This window comes from Neolewinella sp., from assembly GCF_965214665.1.
In the GTDB taxonomy this organism is placed as follows: Bacteria; Bacteroidota; Bacteroidia; order Chitinophagales; family Saprospiraceae; genus Neolewinella.
Genome location: NZ_OZ243970.1, coordinates 3,305,999 through 3,324,604, shown reverse-complemented (window position 1 = coordinate 3,324,604; position 18,606 = coordinate 3,305,999). Strand labels below are relative to the sequence as shown.

At 62.3% G+C, this 18,606-nt stretch carries 17 protein-coding genes and 1 tRNA gene; 12 read left to right on the top strand and 6 right to left on the bottom strand.

Annotation, left to right across the window (positions count from 1 at the left end):
• The first annotated feature begins 44 nt into the window (after window positions 1-44).
• From ACOOHD_RS14315 to ACOOHD_RS14305, 3 genes are all read left to right on the top strand, one after another.
• Window positions 45-674, top strand: coding sequence for a hypothetical protein (locus ACOOHD_RS14315; protein ID WP_420458562.1), 630 nt, complete (start codon window positions 45-47; stop codon window positions 672-674).
• Window positions 674-2,644, top strand: a complete 1,971-nt coding sequence (locus ACOOHD_RS14310; protein WP_420458561.1) for a stage II sporulation protein M — start codon at window positions 674-676, stop codon at window positions 2,642-2,644. Before ACOOHD_RS14315 ends, ACOOHD_RS14310 begins: the two co-directional genes overlap by 1 nt.
• A gap of 370 nt (window positions 2,645-3,014) precedes the next feature.
• A complete protein-coding gene (locus ACOOHD_RS14305) occupies window positions 3,015-3,143 on the top strand; it encodes a hypothetical protein (protein ID WP_420458560.1) in 129 nt (42 codons plus the stop codon).
• Here ACOOHD_RS14305 and ACOOHD_RS14300 read toward each other — a convergent pair.
• Window positions 3,140-3,751 carry a hypothetical protein gene (locus ACOOHD_RS14300; protein WP_420458559.1) on the bottom strand — a complete coding sequence of 204 codons (612 nt, stop codon included), beginning with the start codon at window positions 3,749-3,751 and terminating at the stop codon, window positions 3,140-3,142. The two genes, ACOOHD_RS14305 and ACOOHD_RS14300, sit on opposite strands and share 4 nt — an antisense overlap.
• A 133-nt stretch (window positions 3,752-3,884) precedes the next feature.
• Here ACOOHD_RS14300 and ACOOHD_RS14295 point away from each other — a divergent pair, with 133 nt between their 5' ends.
• Together ACOOHD_RS14295 and lptB are read left to right on the top strand one after the other, a co-directional pair.
• A complete protein-coding gene (locus ACOOHD_RS14295; protein WP_420458558.1) occupies window positions 3,885-5,024 on the top strand; it encodes a S1C family serine protease in 1,140 nt (379 codons plus the stop codon).
• Between the two features lie 15 nt (window positions 5,025-5,039).
• Window positions 5,040-5,780, top strand: a complete 741-nt coding sequence (lptB, locus tag ACOOHD_RS14290) for an LPS export ABC transporter ATP-binding protein (RefSeq protein WP_420458557.1) — start codon at window positions 5,040-5,042, stop codon at window positions 5,778-5,780.
• Between the two features lie 172 nt (window positions 5,781-5,952).
• Here the strand turns inward: lptB and ACOOHD_RS14285 are convergent, their stop codons facing one another.
• Window positions 5,953-6,726, bottom strand: coding sequence for an SDR family NAD(P)-dependent oxidoreductase (locus ACOOHD_RS14285; RefSeq protein WP_420458556.1), 774 nt, complete (start codon window positions 6,724-6,726; stop codon window positions 5,953-5,955).
• 3 nt (window positions 6,727-6,729) lie between these two features.
• Window positions 6,730-7,215 (bottom strand): hypothetical protein, encoded by a 486-nt coding sequence (locus ACOOHD_RS14280; protein ID WP_420458555.1) that lies wholly within the window; start codon window positions 7,213-7,215, stop codon window positions 6,730-6,732.
• Window positions 7,216-7,368: 153 nt separating this feature from the next.
• Here ACOOHD_RS14280 and ACOOHD_RS14275 point away from each other — a divergent pair.
• A tRNA-Val gene (locus ACOOHD_RS14275) sits at window positions 7,369-7,443 on the top strand.
• A gap of 203 nt (window positions 7,444-7,646) precedes the next feature.
• Here ACOOHD_RS14275 and ade read toward each other — a convergent pair.
• On the bottom strand, window positions 7,647-9,296 hold the full coding sequence (gene ade / locus ACOOHD_RS14270) for an adenine deaminase (RefSeq protein WP_420458554.1): 1,650 nt from the start codon (window positions 9,294-9,296) through the stop codon (window positions 7,647-7,649).
• Window positions 9,297-9,381: 85 nt separating this feature from the next.
• Here ade and ACOOHD_RS14265 point away from each other — a divergent pair, with 85 nt between their 5' ends.
• The 6 genes from ACOOHD_RS14265 (at window position 9,382) to mscL (ending at window position 15,773) form a co-directional block, all read left to right on the top strand.
• Complete coding sequence (locus ACOOHD_RS14265) at window positions 9,382-10,845, top strand: mechanosensitive ion channel family protein (RefSeq protein WP_420458553.1); 1,464 nt, start codon at window positions 9,382-9,384, stop codon at window positions 10,843-10,845.
• Between the two features lie 63 nt (window positions 10,846-10,908).
• Complete coding sequence (locus tag ACOOHD_RS14260; protein ID WP_420458552.1) at window positions 10,909-11,721, top strand: alpha/beta fold hydrolase; 813 nt, start codon at window positions 10,909-10,911, stop codon at window positions 11,719-11,721.
• 53 nt (window positions 11,722-11,774) lie between these two features.
• Window positions 11,775-12,569, top strand: coding sequence for a tetratricopeptide repeat protein (locus ACOOHD_RS14255; protein WP_420458551.1), 795 nt, complete (start codon window positions 11,775-11,777; stop codon window positions 12,567-12,569).
• Between the two features lie 35 nt (window positions 12,570-12,604).
• Entirely contained in the window at window positions 12,605-14,302 is a 1,698-nt protein-coding gene (locus tag ACOOHD_RS14250; RefSeq protein WP_420458550.1) for a BatD family protein, read from the top strand.
• Window position 14,303: 1 nt separating this feature from the next.
• The gene (locus tag ACOOHD_RS14245) at window positions 14,304-15,278 is read left to right on the top strand and encodes a hypothetical protein (protein WP_420458549.1); all 975 of its coding nucleotides are present in this window, start codon (window positions 14,304-14,306) and stop codon (window positions 15,276-15,278) included.
• Window positions 15,279-15,293: 15 nt separating this feature from the next.
• On the top strand, window positions 15,294-15,773 hold the full coding sequence (gene mscL / locus ACOOHD_RS14240; protein ID WP_420458548.1) for a large-conductance mechanosensitive channel protein MscL: 480 nt from the start codon (window positions 15,294-15,296) through the stop codon (window positions 15,771-15,773).
• Here the strand turns inward: mscL and ACOOHD_RS14235 are convergent.
• The gene (locus ACOOHD_RS14235) at window positions 15,682-17,070 is read right to left on the bottom strand and encodes a DUF5723 family protein (protein WP_420458547.1); all 1,389 of its coding nucleotides are present in this window, start codon (window positions 17,068-17,070) and stop codon (window positions 15,682-15,684) included. The genes mscL and ACOOHD_RS14235 overlap by 92 nt on opposite strands.
• Window positions 17,067-18,596, bottom strand: coding sequence for a hypothetical protein (locus ACOOHD_RS14230; RefSeq protein WP_420458546.1), 1,530 nt, complete (start codon window positions 18,594-18,596; stop codon window positions 17,067-17,069). The genes ACOOHD_RS14235 and ACOOHD_RS14230 overlap by 4 nt, the downstream gene beginning before the upstream one ends.
• Between the last annotated feature and the right edge of the window lie 10 nt (window positions 18,597-18,606).

Genomic DNA, 18,606 nt, shown 5'->3' with positions numbered 1-18,606 from the left:
GCCTTAACCCCTTAACCCCCTTACTCCTTAACCTCTTGTCTCTCATGCGCTTCCTCCCCCTCCTCCTACTCCTCACCGCCTGCTCCCCCAAAGTAGCCCCCGTGGTGGGTGAAGATGGCACCGACTACAGCGCCCGCGCCGCCGAGTACCGTGAAAACCCCGCCGCACTGCGTGACTTCGTGGAGGACTGCGAGCGCAGCCAGAACGAGATGACCACCCTGCGCCAGCAACTCAGCAGCTATGAGAGCCAGCAGGGCGAGGTGCAAAACCAACTGGCGACGGCCGAGGAAAGCGCCCAGCAGGCCTACCAGGAAATCCAGAGCCTACGCGACCAGGTGGCTAGTCTGGAAGCCAACCAGCAGCCCGCTCAGGAGATGATTACCGACGAGCCGGCCGCTCAGGTGCAGGGCGTGATCTTTCAGGTGCAGCTCGGGGCATATGCCCAGGAGCAGAATAAGGTGCAGGGCGATATGGCCACCGGCGATGCTCTGGACCTGACCGACCAGAACGGTATGCAGAAGGTGGTCGTGAGTCGCTTTCGCACCTACCAGAACGCCGCGAACTTGCGCGACCGGCTACAGAAAATGGGCGTGACCGGCGCCTTCGTGGTAGCCATGAACGATGGGCAGCGCATCGACGTGCAGGAGGCCCTGCGGCTCAGCGGACAGAATTAGTGCGGGAGACCGACTTCATCGAACGCAATAAGGACAAGTGGGCTCGCTACGAGCAGAGCCTGGAGCGCAGCGATCAGGACCCCGATCTGCTGAACCGCCTCTACGTCGATACGACCGACGACCTGTCGATCTCACGCACCTTCTACCCCAACCGCTCGGTGCGGGTGTACCTCAACGGGCTGGCGCAGCGCACCTTTCTACAGGTGTACCGGGGGCGGCGTGGCGAGCTGGGTAAGTTCTTCACCTTCTGGACCGACGAGCTGCCGCGGGTGGTGCACGCCAGCCGACGGCCGCTCTTTATCGCCCTGGTGATCTTCGTGCTTTCCATGCTGATCGGAGTACTGAGCTACCGCATCGATCCGGTATTCGCCGAGACGATCCTGGGGGCCGACTACGTGCGCCTGACCGAGGCCAACATCGCGGGCGACGACCCCATGGCGGTGTACAAGTCGATGGACGAGCTCGGCATGTCGGTGCACATCACCCTCAATAACCTACAGGTTGCCTTTCTCACCTTCATTGCCGGGGCCTTCTTCTGCGTGGGTACGGTGGTGTTTTTGGTGCGTACCGGGGTGATGCTGGGGGTGTTTCAGTACTTCTTCCTTGCCCAGGGGGACTACAACGCCCTGGAGGTGAGCCCCGCCACCGGCTGGCTGCTGCGGGGTCTGAGCTGGGTACTGACCGCCGGGGGCGACGGGCTGGAGCGGGTCTTTGCCAGTCTGATCTACCTAGGCTCCGGCGAGGGGCTGTTTCGGGAGAGCCTGCTGACGATCTGGATTCACGGAGCGCTAGAGATCAGCAGCATCGTCATTGCCGGCGGGGCGGGGCTGACGATGGGGGCGGGCCTGCTCTTTCCCGGTACACTTACGCGGGTGCAGTCCTTCGGCCGCTCGGCGCGGGCGGGGCTCAAGATCATGCTCGGTACGGTACCCCTTTTTGTGGTAGCGGGCTTTCTAGAGGGGTACGTGACGCGGCATACGGAGCTGCCGGATGGGGTGCGCTTTGCGCTCATTCTGCTCTGCTTCGTGTTCATTGTGTGGTACTACGTGATCTACCCCCGGGCCGTGGTGAGCCGCAAGGAAAGCTCAGTTAGCGATGACCGGGAGCCAGTAGCTAGCCAGACCGGCCCCTACCGCTTCGGCGACATCCGCTCGGTCGGCGAGCAGCTCACCCACACCTTCGGGGTGCTACGCAGCGGGCTGGGGCGGTTGCTGGGGGGTACGGCCCTGATCGCGCTGGCCTACTGTGTTCTCTCCTTCGCCTTCGGGGGGCCGGCCGAGTACCGCTACCAGTTCGTGGCCTATTTCCTGGGCGACTTCGAGAACATCTTCGAGCTTACGAGCTCCTTTGGGCGGGGGCGGGCGCTTTCGTTTAGTGTGCTGGTGGCGCTGGGCTTTTATGCCTTGTTCCGGCTGGCACTGAGCCTGGTTTACGCACGTACGGATCTGGTGCGGTCTGCTTTTTCCTGGCGGCGGGAGTTGCGGCTACTGGCGGTGAGTGGGCTACTGGCGCTGTGTCTGGCCTTTGGGGGTACGGCGGTGGCGCTACTCGTGTTTCTGTTCTTTCCCTTTCTGATGACGCTAGCGGTGGGAGGCTATGTCAGTGGGGTATCGGCGAAGCAGACCTTCCGGCTGGTATCCACCAATGTGCCGGGTACTTATGCGCTGTTCGGCGTCATCATTCTAGTGGCCTTTCCCCTGATGTACCTGCTGGATACGGTGGTCGGCAGCTACCTATTTACTTTCCTCGACTGGGTGGTGTACACCGACGAGCGCACCATCGATGCCCGCAACGTGATGCTGCAGACCTTCAGTTACTACTTCCTCTTCGGGCTGGTGTTTTGCACCTGGGCGGTAGCCTTTTGCCTCAATTTGGGTAGCCTGCTGGAGGTGGAGTCGGCGGCGGGGCTGCGGGAGACGATCGCTGGATTGGGGAGTAAGCGGCGGTTGAGGGGCATGGAGCGGGAGTGAGGTCCCAACCGGGGCGGGGCCGCGGGTGCAGGTTGTTTGGTAAGGTGCAGGCATATGTGGGAGAATTTTTCACAACTCGATAGGGGTTGCTGTACTTTAAACACCGATATTCGCGCACTTTTTGGGCCCCGTAGTCCAAACGATAGTTCGATCAACCCAGCAAGCACCTATGAACGTAAGTCTTACCCCCCTGCGTAGTGCACTCACTATACTAGCCAGCGCGGCCTGTCTTTTCCTTACCGCCCAAACTACGGTTACCGGCCGGGGTACAGATCACTAATGGCAGCGGCAATCCCGGAGAGGCCCCTACCGTACGTATCCGCGGGGGTTGCTAACCTGAAGCGGACCTACTCCCAGGATCACGAGTGCGATGTGCGATGCCTACGGGCGGGGCTCTAGCTACGAGAATGCCAGCTTCTTCGACTTCAACAACGGCAACCGGGCCCTGGCGGCCTTTGACTTCCTGGCCTGCGGTAGCACGATGGTGGTGGACGACTAAATAGTAGCCTTACCCCGCGCGAACTCGACCACCTCAATGTCCCGCATATGCTGCTCGAACCAGAGTAGGGGGGTGGGATTTTTATCCCCCGTGCAGGTATCGCACTTGAAGAAAAGGTAGTACAGCTGCCAGTACGACCCGACGCGCTTGCGCAGCCGCTCGATACGTCGCTCGCACTCGCCGAGTTTGCCGTAGAGGTGGGCCAGTCGCCAGCAGTAGTAGGCCTCATCGTGTAGCTCGACCACATTGAGTAGCAGGGGGTCGTCGACGAAGCGGGCCAGGAACTGCCGGGCGTAGATCGAGTGATGCTTGGACCAATCACGGGGGCTGCCGCGGTGCTCCAGGTGCTTGAAGGTATCGTGGACCCAGCAGACGGTGCGCAGCTTGCGGCGGGTGGTAGCGTCGACGGGCAGAGCGTCAATGTTGCGACCGACCTCCAGGATGTGGCGCCAGATGGTGCCCTCGGGGTGACCGTAGCGGGGAAGTCCCCAGACCAGCCCACGGCGAAACTCTGCATCCTCGAGGAAGCGGGCTTCCAGGGGCGTCTCGGGTTGGAGCAGGTCGGTGAGTTGCTGGGCGGTCAAAATACGGGTGTGGTAAAGGGTCAAGGCGTAGGTGCTAACGCTGGTGAAAATAGCGAATTGCCCGAAAGTCCGGGAAGCATTAACCATTTTGTGCGTATCTCCTGTTCACTCTGGGGCGGTAATCGCTCCGCATCAGTCCGCTACCCGCTTGCTAACAATGAAGTTTCGCTCCCATTTGCTCTCCGCTGTACTGGGTGGCCTCGTGGCCGCGGCGGTGGTGCTGTGGGTGGACAGCCGGTCGGAAGTAGCACCCTACACGCTGACCGGAGCGGGGGCCAACGAAGCGTTGTACTGGGTGAATGATCCGCTACCTGCTACGGCCCCCCTGCCGCCGCTGCCTGCCGCTACCCTTGACCTGCGCCCCGCCGCCCGCCGCGCCACCCCCGCTGTGGTGCACGTAGATGCCCGGGTATTGGGCCGCGACCGGGCTACGGTGAAGGCACTGTTCGGCCGTGAGGAGAATAGTGGTACGACGGGTGGGGAGGGTTCCGGAGTCATCTATTCCGCCGACGGCTACATCATCACCAACTACCACGTAGTGCAGGCGGCCGATCGGGTGGTGGTCACTACCGCCGACCGGCAGCGCTTCACCGCCAAGATCGTCGGCACGGAGCCGAAGAGCGACCTGGCTGTGCTGAAGGTCGAAGCGGAAGGGCTGCCTTACTTAGAGGTTGCTAACTCCGACGAGGCCGAACCCGGGCAGTGGGTGCTCGCGGTGGGCAGTCCCCTGGGGCTGACCAGTACCGTGACCGCCGGTATCGTGAGTGCAAAGGGGCGCAGCCTGAGCATCCTGCGCGACCCGGACGCGATCGAGAGTTTCCTCCAAACGGACGCGGCCGTTAACCCCGGCAACAGCGGTGGCCCGTTGGTCGACGCCGAGGGGCGGTTGCTCGGCATCAACACGGCCATTGCTTCCAAAACGGGTCGCTTCCAGGGCTATAGCTTCGCCATCCCAATCAACCTAGTGCAGCGCATCGTCGATGACATCATCGAGTATGGTAGCTTCCGCCGGGCGCTGCTGGGGGTGGAGATCTCCACCCTTACCGAAAGCGATATCGAGCGGCTGGGCCTACGGGACCGTAGCGAGGGTGTACTGGTGGATGCCGTCTTCCCGGGCGCCGCTGCTGATCTAGGTGGATTGGAAGTCAACGACCTCATCATCACCGTAGACGGCCGCCCCATCCGCGACCTACCCGAACTGACCGAGATCATCGGTCGCGCCCGCCCCGGCGATCGATTGCAGCTCGGTGTCGTGCGGGACAACAAAAGTCGCGACCTACAGATTGATCTACAGTAGTACCCAACTTCCCGCATGCGCCTAAAGAGTGAAAACCTGGTCAAGAAGTACGGCAGCCGCACGGTGGTCAAGGGCGTGAGCATCCACGTAGACCGCGGCGACATCGTGGGTCTACTCGGTCCGAACGGTGCCGGCAAGACCACAACCTTCTACATGACCGTCGGCTTCATCAAGCCCAACGCAGGCCGTGTCTTCCTCAACGACGACGACATTACCGACCTGCCCATGTACAAGCGGGCGCAACGGGGTATCGGCTACCTACCGCAGGAGCCCTCCGTCTTCCGCAAGCTTAGCGTCGAGGACAACATCTACGCCGTCCTGGAAATGACCGACCTCAATAAGCGGGAGCGCGCCGATAAGCTCGAAAGCCTACTCGATGAGTTCAGTCTCCATAAGGTGCGCAAGAGCCACGGTGACACCCTCAGCGGAGGTGAGCGGCGGCGCACCGAGATCGCCCGCGCCCTGGCCACCGATCCGAGCTTTATCCTCCTCGACGAGCCCTTTGCCGGTATCGACCCCATCGCCGTGGAGGATATTCAGTACATCGTGGCCAAGCTCAAGACCAAGAACATCGGCATCCTCATCACGGACCACAACGTGCAGGAAACCCTCAGCATCACAGACCGGGCCTACCTCATGTTCGAGGGTGATATCCTCAAGGCCGGCACGGCCGAGGAGCTGGCGGCGGATGAGATGGTGCGTAAGGTGTATCTGGGGAAGAATTTTGTGCTGCGGCGGAAGGTGATGGATGTGTAGACCCAGCTTTGCTGGGGTAGACCTCTCGCTGGCGCGTTCGAGGGTAGACCGCTAAAGCGGGTAGAGCTGCCGCATGTTGTGCCTGCGAGACGAGTCTAACCCGAAGGGTCTATCCGCAACGCGGTCTATACCCGAACGCGCCAGCGAGGGTTCTACCCGGCCAAAGGCCGGTCTACCCCACCATCCCCCCATCCACCACCACCGTACTCCCCGTCACGTAGCTCGCCGCCGGGCTCGCCAGCCAGACGGCTACGCCGGCTACCTCGTCGGGCGTGGCCATGCGGCGCAGTGGGATCAGTTTTTTCATGTGTTGCTCCGTGGACTCGTCTTCCCAGAGGGCTCGGCTAAGCTTAGTTTTGACCAGGCCGGGGCAGATGACGTTGACGCGCACGTTGTCGCGGGCCCACTCCACGGCCTGGCTCTTGCCGAGCATGATGAGGCCGGCCTTGGAGACGTTGTAGGCCGCAAAGTTGGCACTTGCGTGCAGACCCTCCACGGAGCTGATGTGCAGGACGCAGCCGGCACCAGAAGTGCGCAAGTGTGGTAGGGCTAGGTTGGAGAGCTCCAGGGCGGCGGTGAGGTTGACGTCCAGGGTCTTCTGGTAGGCGGCGGCGGTGAGGCCCTCGACGGGACCGAAGTAGGGATTGGTAGCCGCGTTGTTGATCAGTATATCGAGGCGGCCGTAGTGAGCGACGGTCTGCTCGATGAGGTGCTTGCGGTCCGCGGCATCACCGACGTGGCAGGCAATAGCGGTGGCTTTGAGACCGTCGGCGCGGTACTGCTCGGCTACCTGGTCCACAGACGCTTGATCGCGGGAGCTGATCACTACGCTTGCCCCGAACTCCGCCAGGCCACGCGCCATTGCCTCCCCAATCCCCTTAGAGGAGCCGGTGACGATGGCAACCTTGCCGGTTAGGTCGAAGCGGGAGCGGATGCGGTCGGCCACGGCCTAGTGCTCGTGGTCTTCCGTGCCGTCGTGCACGTGGCTATCGCCCTGGATGATCTCGTTGGCGTTGGCCAGGCTGGAGTTTATATCGGCCTCCACGTCGGCGATCGACCGGGTCTGCTCTTTGATGTAGTCCATCACCTCGTCGGCCTCGTTCTCCTCGCGCAGCTCATCGAGGGGGCGGACGCGGTTCATCCAGTTCATCATGCCGTCGTTGGCGTCCTCGAGTTGCTCGTTGGCGGCCAGTAGCAGCTCGCGGTAGTCGTCACTCACCCCACCGGCACTGAGCTGCTCGGTGATGGTGCGCTGGGCCTGGGTGATGCGGCCTATCATGGGCATGACGCGGTCGTGGCCGTCCATCATGGCTTTGTAGGCAGCTTCCTGGGCGGCTACGGTGGCCTGTTCCTGGGCGGTCTCGGCGGCGTCCTGGTCGGCGTTGCCGCAGGCGGCGAGCAGGAGTAGGAAGAAAAGATAGGGAAGGGCTTTCATGGCTAGCAGTTCAGACCGCAAAGGTAGTGCATTCGACCGTCCCGATAGCTATCGGGAGCAGGTGCGGGGTAAGTCGCAAGAATCCGTAAAAGTTCGTGACTCGCTTGCACGGTTGTGGGGACCGGCCGTATATTTGCGGTCCCTTACCGAAAAGGGCGGTTAGCTCAGTTGGTTCAGAGCACCTCGTTTACACCGAGGGGGTCGGGGGTTCGAGCCCCTCACTGCCCACTTTCAACGCCTCTTCGCTCTTGCAGCGAAGGGGCGTTTTGGTAGACTCCGCTTTGCGGAGGTAGAACCCTCGCTTACGCGTTCGGGTATAGACCGCTAAAGCGGGTAGAGCTGCCGCATGTCATGCCTGCGAGACGAGTCTAACCCGAAGGGTCTACCCCCGAACGCGCCAGCGAGGGGTCTACCCTGCGCAAAGCGCAGGTCTACTCCTCTACCCAGAGATCGACCAAACGGAACGCCTCGCCATCGAAAACGCCTAGGTCACTGAGCTTGAGCTTCGGAATCACTAAGAGGGCCAAAAACGATAGCGTCATGAACGGCGCCTCCAGCCCACAACGCAGCTTGCGTCGTACGAAACCGCTCAGCTCGGCATAGCGCGCCGCCACCCGCGGCCCCGTATCCAGACTCATGATACCGGCCACCGGCAGCGGCAGTACTTCCAGGTACTCGTGGCGACCGGCGGCAATACCGCCGCGCTCTGCGATGACGGCGTTGACCATGCGGCAGATGTCCTCGTCGCTCACCCCTAGGGCGACGATGTTGTGGCTGTCGTGGGCCACGCTGCTGGCGATGGCCCCACGCTGCAACTTCATGCCGGTGACGAAGCCCACGGCCGGCGGGGCATTCATGTAGCGGTTTACCACTACGATCTTGAGGAGGTCACGCTCGGGGGCGGGGACGGGGCGGCCCTCGGCGTCGAGTACGGGGGTGAGGGTCAGGGCACCGGTGGTGAGCTCGCCGTCCGTGACCTCGATGACGCGGATCTTGCCGCCCGCGGGGCCGGGGGCGGCGCGGAAGTCTTCCGGGGTCTTCGGGCTACAGTGGAAGTGATTGATGGGCTCGGGGCGGTAGTCGGGGAGGAGGTTGGCGCCCGCCTCGGCAATTTTTTGCCCATTAACGTAGGTGGCCATGATGCCGAAGTGGCGCAGGTCGTCGACCTGGATGAAGTCGGCCCGGTCACCCACCCGCAACCGACCGATATCGAGGCCGTAGTGGTCGACGGGGTTGCGGCAGGCGATGCGTAGCACATTGTATAGGTCGTGCCCGCCCCGTACGGCCCGGATCACTAGGCGGTTGATGTGGCCGGCCAGCAGATCGTCGGGGTGGCAGTCGTCGGTGCAGAACATGAGGCGGTCGGGGAACTCGTCGATGAGCTCCTCCAGGGCGGCGTAGTTGCGAGCGGCGCTGCCCTCGCGGATCAGGATCTTCATGCCGGCGGCTAGCTTATCGCGGGCCTCGGCGGCGGTGGTGCACTCGTGGTCGGTGGTGATGCCGGCAGCGGCGTAAGCTTGAGCTTCTTCTCCGCGCAGACCGGGTGCGTGACCGTCTACGACCTTACCGGCGGCGTGGGCGGCGGCAATCTTGGCCATGACCTCGGGGTCCCGCTGGAGTACGCCGGGGTAGTTCATGACCTCGCTGAGGTAGTGGATGTCCGGGCGGGCGAGGAGGGTGGCTACGCTTTTGCTATCTAGCGTGGCACCTGCGGTCTCCGCCCCGGTGGCCGGTACGCAGGAGGGGGCGCCGAAATTGATGGAAAGTGGGGTGTGGCGGGCGTTGTCGAGCATGTACGCTACCCCCTCCAGGCCCATGACGTTGGCGATCTCATGGGGGTCGCTGACGGTGGCTACGGTGCCGTGTACGGCGGCCAGCTTGGCGAATTCTACGGGTAGTAGCATGCTGGACTCGATGTGCACGTGGGCGTCGACGAAGCCGGGAAGGATGTACCAGCCGCGGTGGTCGCGCTCGGGGTCGCGCTGGATACGCTCGATGCGGCCGGCGGCGTTGATGCTCAGTACCGCGCCGTAAATTTGGCGGGCGTCGATATCGACGTAGCGGCCCTTGATCTCCTGCATGCGTGAGGCGTTTGCTGGGGCCAACGGCTGCGGTGCCGCGGGGTTGTACGCCCGTGCGGAAAAGAGGGCTTACTTTAACCAGACCATGGATAGACTACGGGACATCCTCTTGCTCAACGTGAATGGCTTTACGGTCACGGCCTATCAGCTCCTGCTGATCGGACTGGCCAGTTTTCTACTGCTGGGGGCAAATTTCCTGTTGCTGCGCAAGGTGCTGCCCTGGTACTACGGCCGCGAGTCGGTGTCAGAGAAGAACCGCAACCGGGTACGGGCCGTCATCCGCTTCTCGCTGGTGAGCCTGCTGGTTATTGCTATCCTGCGCATTCTCCACATCGACATTACATTCATCGACGAGCCCATTCAGCAGGCCTCGACCGAAGATGGCCCCCCGGTGTACCTGACCATCCGCATCAGTACGCTCGTCAAGGCGCTGCTGGCCTTCATCGTAGCCAACGTGCTCGACATCTTGATTGAGGAGCTACTGGTGCAGCGCTACCACCGTACGCACCTGCAGAACACGGTCACGCAGCAGGCCCGGGACGCGGAGCGGGACACCACCGAGCGCTTTCGGGCCGTGCGCCCGCTGATGTATACCCTGGCCATCCTGATCATCCTGGAAGACACGGGCCTGAGCAGTTACGTGCTCTATCCCTTCAGCGAGCCAATCAATGAGGACGCCATCCTGATTACGCTGGGTAATCTGGCCCAGGCCACGGCCATCTTCCTCTTCCTGCGACTGTTGCTTATGACCATCACCAACCTGGTCCTGGGCACCTACTACCGCCGCTCGAAGGTAGACCCGGGCAGCCAGTACGCCATCAATCGACTCATTACCTACTTCGTCTACGTGGTGGGCGTGCTGCTGGTGCTGCAGGCGGCGGGCTTTGACCTGCTGGTGCTCTGGACCGGTGCGGCGGCACTGTTGGTGGGTATCGGCATTGGGCTACAGCAGACCTTCAACGACCTGATCTGCGGCGTCATCATCCTCTTCGAGCGCAGCGTCATGGTGGGCGACGTGGTGGAGGTGGCCGATCATGAGGTGGGTACGGTACGCAAGATCGGCGCGCGCACGGCTACGGTCGAGACCCGCGACGACATCATCATCTTCGTGCCCAACTCCAAGCTCATCGGCGAGAATGTCGTCAACTGGAGCCACGTGGAGCGTAAGGCCCGCTTCCACGTCAAGGTGGGCGTGGCTTACGGCTCCGATACCGAGCTGGTGCGCGAGATTCTCTTCAAGGTAGTGGACGAGCACGCCCGCATCCTCAAGACCCCGAAACCCATTGTGCGCTTCCTCGATTTCGGTAATTCCTCGCTCGACTTTGACGTCCTCTTCTGGTCGCGCGACCTCATTCGCATCGAGGACATCAAGAGTGACGTACGCTTTGCCATTGATAAGATGTTCCGCGAGCGCGGCGTCGAGATTCCCTTCCCCCAGCGCGACCTCTGGATCCGTGGAGGCAAGGGCCTGGACCGCCTCATCACTACCCAGTCCGCCAATGGCCACTCGGTCAAGCCCGCGGAAGAGGCTACGGAGGGCGGCGAGTAAGTACAATGCGGTCTCTGACCGCGCCAGCAAAATGCAGCCTCCGGCTGCGCTAGGAAGCAATACATGCAGCTTAACTACAAAACCTACGGAACCACCGGCCCCCACCTAGTCATCCTCCACGGCCTATTCGGCAACCTCGACAACTGGCAGACCCTAGCCCGCCGCTGGGCCACCGACTACACCGTCGTGCTCGTTGACCTCCGCAACCACGGCCGCTCCCCCCACGCCGAGGAGATGACCTACCCCCTCATGGCGCAGGACATCGCGGAGCTCCTTGAAACCCTCGCTATCGACCGCTGCCACCTACTGGGGCACAGCATGGGCGGCAAGGTGGCGATGCAGGCGGCGCTGTCCTATCCCACACTGGTCAGTAAGCTCATTGTGGTCGATATGGCCCCCCGGCAGTATGGGCGCGGCCACGACGATGTCTTTGCCGCCCTGCACGCCCTCGATCCTGCTACCCTCGGCGACCGTAGCGAGGCTGATGCTGCTATGCAGCCCCATATGGCCGACGCTGGCGTACGGCAGTTCCTCCTCAAAAACCTGACCCGCCGCGACGACGCCGGCTTCCGCTGGCGCATGAACCTGGAAGTATTAGACCGCGACTACGAGCAGTTGATCGCACCGATCGGGACCATGGGGCAGATCTACCCTGGCCCGGTGCTATTTGTGCGGGGTGGCAAGAGCGACTACGTCCGGGACAACGACTGGCCGGGGGTACTCATCCTTTTTCCCCAGGCACGACTGACTACGGTGGCCAGGGCGGGGCACTGGGTGCATGCAGAGCGGCCGGGGGAACTGGAGGGGCTGGTGCGGGCCTTCCTGAGCGAGGACCTCACCGGCACACCCGACCCCAGCGGGGTCCCCCTCACTTGACCCAGCGCGCAGCGTTGGGCATCCCCCATCCCCACCGTACCTTCGCAGTACCCATGCGCCAGCCCATCTTCACTGCCCTCTTTCTCCTACTCTGCACCTGCGGCCCCGCCCTCCTGCACGCCCAGGAAGCACACCGGGCCCTGCGCCGCGGGGACCAGGCCTACCGCGACAAGAACTACGCCCAGGCCGAACAGGAATACGCCGATGCCGTGACCGCCGACAACAGCGCCAAGGGCAACTACAACCTCGGCAACGCCTTGTACGAAAACGGGGAGTACGCCGAGGCCGCCAAACGCTACGAGGAGGCTGCCGGACTGGCCGAAAACCCCGACGTACGCGCGCGCGCCTACCGCAACCTGGGAGACAGCTACTACCGCCAGGAAAACTACGAGCAGGCCGTGGAAGCCTATAAGAATAGTCTGCGTATCACCCCCGACGATAAGGACACGAAGTATAACCTGACCAAGGCGATCCGCGACCTCCAAGAACAGCAGCAGCAACAACAGCAGCAGCAGGACCAGCAAAATCAGCAGGACCAGGAGCAGCAGGACGGTCAGCAGCAACAACAGCAACAGGGGCAGGGCCAGAACGGAGAGAGCGGCGAGCAGCAGCAGCAAGACGCCCAGCAACAGCCCCAGGATGGAGACGGCAATCCTGAGGACCAGCAGTCCGCCAAGAACCAGCAGGAGACGCCCGGAGAATCGACCGCCAACGCCGGCGCCAACCCCCAGATGAGCCAGGAAGAAGCTGAACGCCAATTGGGCATCGCCGCCGAGGAAGAAAAACGGACGCTGAGCCGCCTACGGCAGGCCGACCGTGAGGGCTGTACCGGAACGAAGGGGTGGTGATGCGCGCGGGGCTACTCGTCATACTCTTACTACGGGTGAGCGGGCTGCTACTGGCCCAGCAGCACCAGGACATCACCTTTACCGCCGAGCTCAGCAAGGAGCGGATGCTGAAGAACAGCACCGTCGAGTACAACCTGACGCTGCGCAACGCCCAGGGGGAGCAGCTCACGCCACCGGAATTCAAGGACTTCGAGGTGCTACAGGGGCCGAACCGCTCCATCGGTACCACCATTGTCAACGGGGTGGCGACCAGTCAGATGACCCTGTCCTGGATGTTGCAGCCGAAGCGCACCGGCACCCTGACCGTAGGGGCCGCCACGGTACGGGCCGCCGGCCGTACCTACCGCGCCAACTCCAAAAGCGTGGAGGTGCTGGAGGTAGATGATAACGCCCTGACCGCCGCGCCGGAAAATTTCCTGCGGGTAGAAGTCTCGACCGACCGGGCCTACGTGGGCCAGCAGATCATCCTGAACCTGAACCTGTACGCCTCGGTCAATCCCATCTCCCGCAACATGGTGCGGGAGCCGGACCTCGACGGCTTCTTCGCCCGCCCGCGCCGCCGCTTCGATGCCTCGCCGGTGGGCGTAATGGAGGGCGGGCGGGAATACCAGCGGCGTACCCTGGCCAGCCTGGCGCTGTTTCCCATCAAGAGCGGACGGCTGCTGATCGACCCCTACCGGATGGTCATCGGGGCGGTGCGGCTGCGGACCAACAGCAGCTTCACCCGCCGGTATACGGAGCAGATCCCCGTCAACTCCGATACCGTCTACATTGACGTGCAGGAGCTACCGCAGCCCCGGCCGGCGGGCTTTAGCGGTGGGGTGGGTACCTACACCGCGAACGTGCAGATCGACCGCGACCGCATGACCACCGACGATGCCCTCAAGGTGGTGCTCCAGGTGGTGGGACAGGGCGACGTACAGCGACTGGAGGCTCCCACGCCGGTGGATGAGGCCGACTGGAATATCTACGATCCGCAGGTGACGCAGGAGGAGTTTTTGGATAGCCCCTCGGGCATGTTCGGGCGCAAGACCTTCGAGTATCAACTGGTGCCGAAGCGGGAGGGTAATTACACCGTGGCACCTACGGTGACCTACTTCAATACGGACAGCCAGCAGTACGTGTCGCTCGTGCCCGAATCCTTTGAGGTCGTGGTGACGGGCGGTAGCGGGCAGAAGACCTATACGATCGACACGGCTACCACGGCCGAAGAGGCGCTCACCCTACTACCGGCCCCGCCGGTGACCGGCCGGCCCCGCATCGAGCGCAACCTGGCCGCCCGGCCGCTGTACTGGGCTCTGGTGCTACTTCCTCTGCTACTCGGGGGCGGCCTCATTAGCTGGACCCGCTACCGCCAGCAGCGGGATGCCCGCGATCCGGCCCTGGTGTTGCGCGAGCGTGCCGGTAAGGTAGCCGCCGCCCGGTTGAAGGACGCCAGGGTGCACTTACAGCAGGTGGAGCCCCGGCAGTTTTACGACGCCGTGGAGGGGGCGCTACTTACTTACCTACGCGACCGGTTTTCGCTACGGGTAGCGGACCTGAGCCGCAGCAACATCCAGCAGGTGCTTACCGGGGCCGGGGCCCATAGTGGCCTTACTGACCGCTACGACCGCTTGCTGGGCCGCTGCGAGATGGCCCTTTACGCCGGGCAGGACTCGGCCGCTGATCTGGGCGAGACCTACGCGACGGCCGTCGATCTGATCACCGAGACCGAGCGGCAGCTCCGTCCCTGAGATGTTGTCGCTGTTTCGCACCAATCAGTCGTACGCGAGCCTGTTCCTGTTCGGCTACGCGCTGCTGCTGCAACTGCCGGTGTTTTTCTTCGACGTACCGGTGGTCACGGAAGACTACACCTACTATGGCGGCTGGTTGGTGACTGGGGTAAGTCGGAGCTACTGGCTCGCCACGCTGGCCCCTCCGGTGCTGGTGGCCCTAGCCGGTATTGCGGCCAATGCCGTCTGCAGCCGCTACCGCTTTGCGCGTACCGTGACGCAGTTCCCAGGCCTGGGGGTGGTGCTGGTGTGGGGGCTCTGCCCGGCCTTTCACTTCTTCGATCCGCAGTTACTCACCCACCTGTTCTTACTGCTGGCAATTGGGGCGCTTAGTAGCACTTACAAGGGCCGTTCGATGGAGGTGGCCCGCTTCAACGCCGGCTGGTGGCTGGGGCTGGCCTCCCTACTAGTGCCCGCTTACCTGCTGTTTATTCCCTGCTTCATCGTGGGCATCAGCATCTTCCGTACGGCCGATCTGCGGGCGATCGGGCAGTTGCTGGGCGGGGTGGTGATCGCTTACTTTTTGGCGGGTACGTACGCCTACTGGCGGGGTGATTTTCTGGATTGGTACGCGCTGCAGCTGGGTGGCTTCGGCCTGCTACAACTTGGCGCGGCGGCCCCCTACGTGCTGGGTGGTCTGGCCCTACTGGTGCTCCCCCTACTGATCGTGCTGCTGACTAGCGAGCGCGGTAGGCTGCTACTCAACATCGAGGGTAGTAAGAACGTATCGTTCGCGTACTGGGTGCTGCTGTTTACCCTACCCGTAGTGGCCTGCATGGCTACGGTGCGGGCGGCGGGTGCGCAGGTGCTGATGGTACCGCTGGGCTTACTCTTCGGGCTCTGGCTGGGGCGGCAGGAGGAGGCGCAGGCGGAGTTTTACCACCTGATCCTTTTTGCGGCGGCGTTGGCTTTATTAGTCGCCGCGCTTATACACTAATCGCTATTTGAGTCTATGGCTGGATTTCTGACCGAATTCAAAAAATTTGCCGTCAAGGGCAACATGATCGACCTGGCGGTGGGCGTCGTGATCGGTGCGGCCTTCAACAAAATTGTCGACGTACTGGTCAAGCAGGTTATCTCCCCCCCGCTGGGCTTCCTTACTGCCGGTATTGAGATGCACGACCTGGCCTGGGTGCTTAAGGCACCGGAGACCAATGCCGCCGGAGAAGTCGTCGACCCCGGCGTGGTAATCGGATACGGCCTGTTCCTAGAGGCGATGATCGATTTTCTCATCATCGCCCTCACGCTGTTCATCGTGATCCGCTTCATCAACTCCCTGCGCGACAAGGCCGAGGATGCGGGCGATAAGACCGTGCCTACCCCGAAGGACATTCAGCTGCTCACCGATATTCGGGAAGAGATGCGAAAGATGAACGGCTCCGCCCCAGTGGGCCCGCCCGCTGACCCAGCGCCAGGGCAAGTCCCAGCCTAACCCCCGCTAGGCTCGTATTGCCGGTAGAAAGCAGGGTAATAAATTTGTCGGAGCTCGCAAAAATCTGCACCCTACCCGGTGTGGCGTAGAGGTGGAGGCCTACGTTGGTGCGGATGTCCGCGCGATAATTCACATTCACGCCCATACGGAGCCACTCGGTAATGGCATAGCGACCCATAAATACAACTGCGGGTTGAAGCTTACCCAGGCGGTCTTCCAGTACCAGCATGGCTCCCGTCGTGAATGCGTCGGTGATATCGTACTCGCCACCTACGTAAAAGCTGGGTCCGATTTCAGTGGTATACCCTTCACTACTGCGTTCTGGCTCGTAAGTCAGCAGCAGACTATCCACGGCCGTTTCCAGTGACACGGTATCACGCAGTAGATTTTCCAGTAAGTCGAGCCCGGTAAATACATCGGTGCCCGTGAAGCGTAGGCTAGTGATATCGTCTCGCCAATCGATACTGGCCCCCAGGTCCACCACCGAGGCGGTGAGACGCAGCCGGTCCAAATTCACGGCCACGCCTAGGTCGAAGGCAAGTCCCGTATTGCCGGTAGCCAGATCGCCGAGCGCCAACCGGCTGGGGTTGTAATCAAAGGAGACGGAGTCCAGGCTCTCGTACACCAGCGCGTTGCTCGTATTGACCGTCAGCTCCTGCTCCAGGGTAAGAGCGTAGTTCTCCGCTCCGGTGCGCAGCCGCAAACTCCCCCCATTCACTACTTGAATGTTGCTAGTCCCCGCCAGGTACTTCAGCCGGCCACCGATGGCAATTTTATCACTCAGCGCGTAGCTTACACCCAGCCCCACCTCCTGAAAACTGATTACCTGCCCGCGTGGGGCCAACTCCACCGTTTGTCCGATAAAGGGGGCGTTCCCCCGGGCGACCAGCTCGACCAAATCCCTGCCGTATTCCGCTTCCCCCTGCGCCCGTAGCCGGTGGTAGATGCTCAGGCCCAGGCGACCGGCCTGCACCGCCAGCCCCAGCGTCTCGATACCGTACACGTCCTGCACCGTGTTCTGTTCGTTCGCTACTCGGGCCAGCTCCATGAAGTCCAGCACGCGCCGCCCATTCTCCTCCACGAAAAGATCGCCGTACTGTAGGTTCTGTAGCCGTAGGTCGTTGGCTACACCCGGAAGGCCAAGTGTCACCCGCTGGGGTAAAAAGTGCACCATGGCTGGATTATGGTAGGTGCTCTGCCAGCTACCGGCCAGTAGGGGAGCGGTGAGATTTTGTGCTGTAAGGCCGGTACATAGCGGGCTTAGCCCGAGTACGATAGAAAGTAGCGCCCGCATCATTGATCGTTTACGGTAAGCCGGGCACCGATGCGCACGCGGAGGTTTTGCCGGTCGGTCACCCGCACCGGCCGGGCACCCTGCTCGGTGGTAGCGAAGGTGATGTCGAGCACGAGCGTACTGGCCTCCCGCAGTTGCACCAGCCGCTCTCCCACCACGGGGATGTCGGTGGTAGACTGTACCGCCCCCGCGGTGTTGCCGGCCGTATCGACCGGACTGGCCCGAATGACCAGCAGTTCCCCGTCCGTCAGGTCGCCGAGCACGTTACCCAGCGAGTCGATGAAGGTACCGGTGAGCGAGAGATCGAAGGGCAGCTCGTTGTCCGTAGTGATCCGAAACTCAGCCGCCGTCACCTCCCGGTATTGCGTCCCAATATTTACCGCAAAACTATCCCTCACCTGAAAGTCAGCCGTAGCACCGTACAGGGGCAGCTCCACCGTGATGGTGGCCGCGTAGGTGCTGGTGTCGAGTAGGTAGCCGGTGATGGATTCGTCCGCCTCGGGATTGATCAGTGCGCTGATGCGGTAGTTGAGCGCCGTGGGCCGGGCGGCTAGTAATTCCTTGAGGTTGCTATTGGTCTCGTCGATGATGTAGGTGGTAAAGGCCACCGTCCCCGGCTCGCGGGGATAATCAAAATCGAAGCCCTCCTCAACCACCTGCCCGGTCACCCGCACCGTATCGCCGGAGAGCGTCTCCACGTACAATTCATCCACTACCGCCCGGGCCGGTACCCCAAAGCCATTGCGAATACGCACCCGAATCTGCGGTTCTACGAAGTCGATCTCCCCCCCCTCGTAGTTCTCAAAAAAGTCAATCGCCAGCCGGTCACTCACCCCCGGATAGGGCGCCCTACCGAAGTAACCGTCGATGCGGTCAAACTGCAGCTCCGAAAAGGCCGCTACCGTACCCCGCCCGGGAGCCAGTTCTTCCCCATCCAGCCCGTTGATCGCATACTCGACTACCAGTGCACCCCCACTTAGATCGAAGGTGTAACCCGCAAAATCCAGGGGGGCGTCCACGTTGGTTATTTTAGGCTGGTCACCATTACCCCCGTAGGCAGGTAGCTCTCCGCGTACTTGCAGAGGTACCCCGTCGCGGGTTACACCCGGTAGCGTCAGTTCGATGCGCACCGCTCGCGGGTAGGGATTCGGTAGGCTGTAGGAGAAGATTCCGGCTTTCGCCCGCAGACTATCCAGACGTGTATCCTCCGGTGCCGGAAAGGGGTAGGCTTGCCGTCGCTGAGTGATGGGCAGGGGAAGTCCGCGTGCCAGGGCCCGCAATTCGTCAAAGACCTCGTCGCTGGTTACCGCCGGCACCGTATCGGTGTAGTTGAAGCGCAGCAGTCCGTCAGCATCCACCGTCAGGCGCAGCCGCTCGTCGACCTCCCCCACCAGCTCCGTGAGGTTGACACGGCTATCCACCAGCGGCACGGCATACTCGGCGCGGATGCGCACCTCGTCCACTTCAATGGTATTCAGACACCCTACTAGCAGCAGGCAAGCCCCCGAGAGTAATATGGCGTGACGCATAGGCATAGTG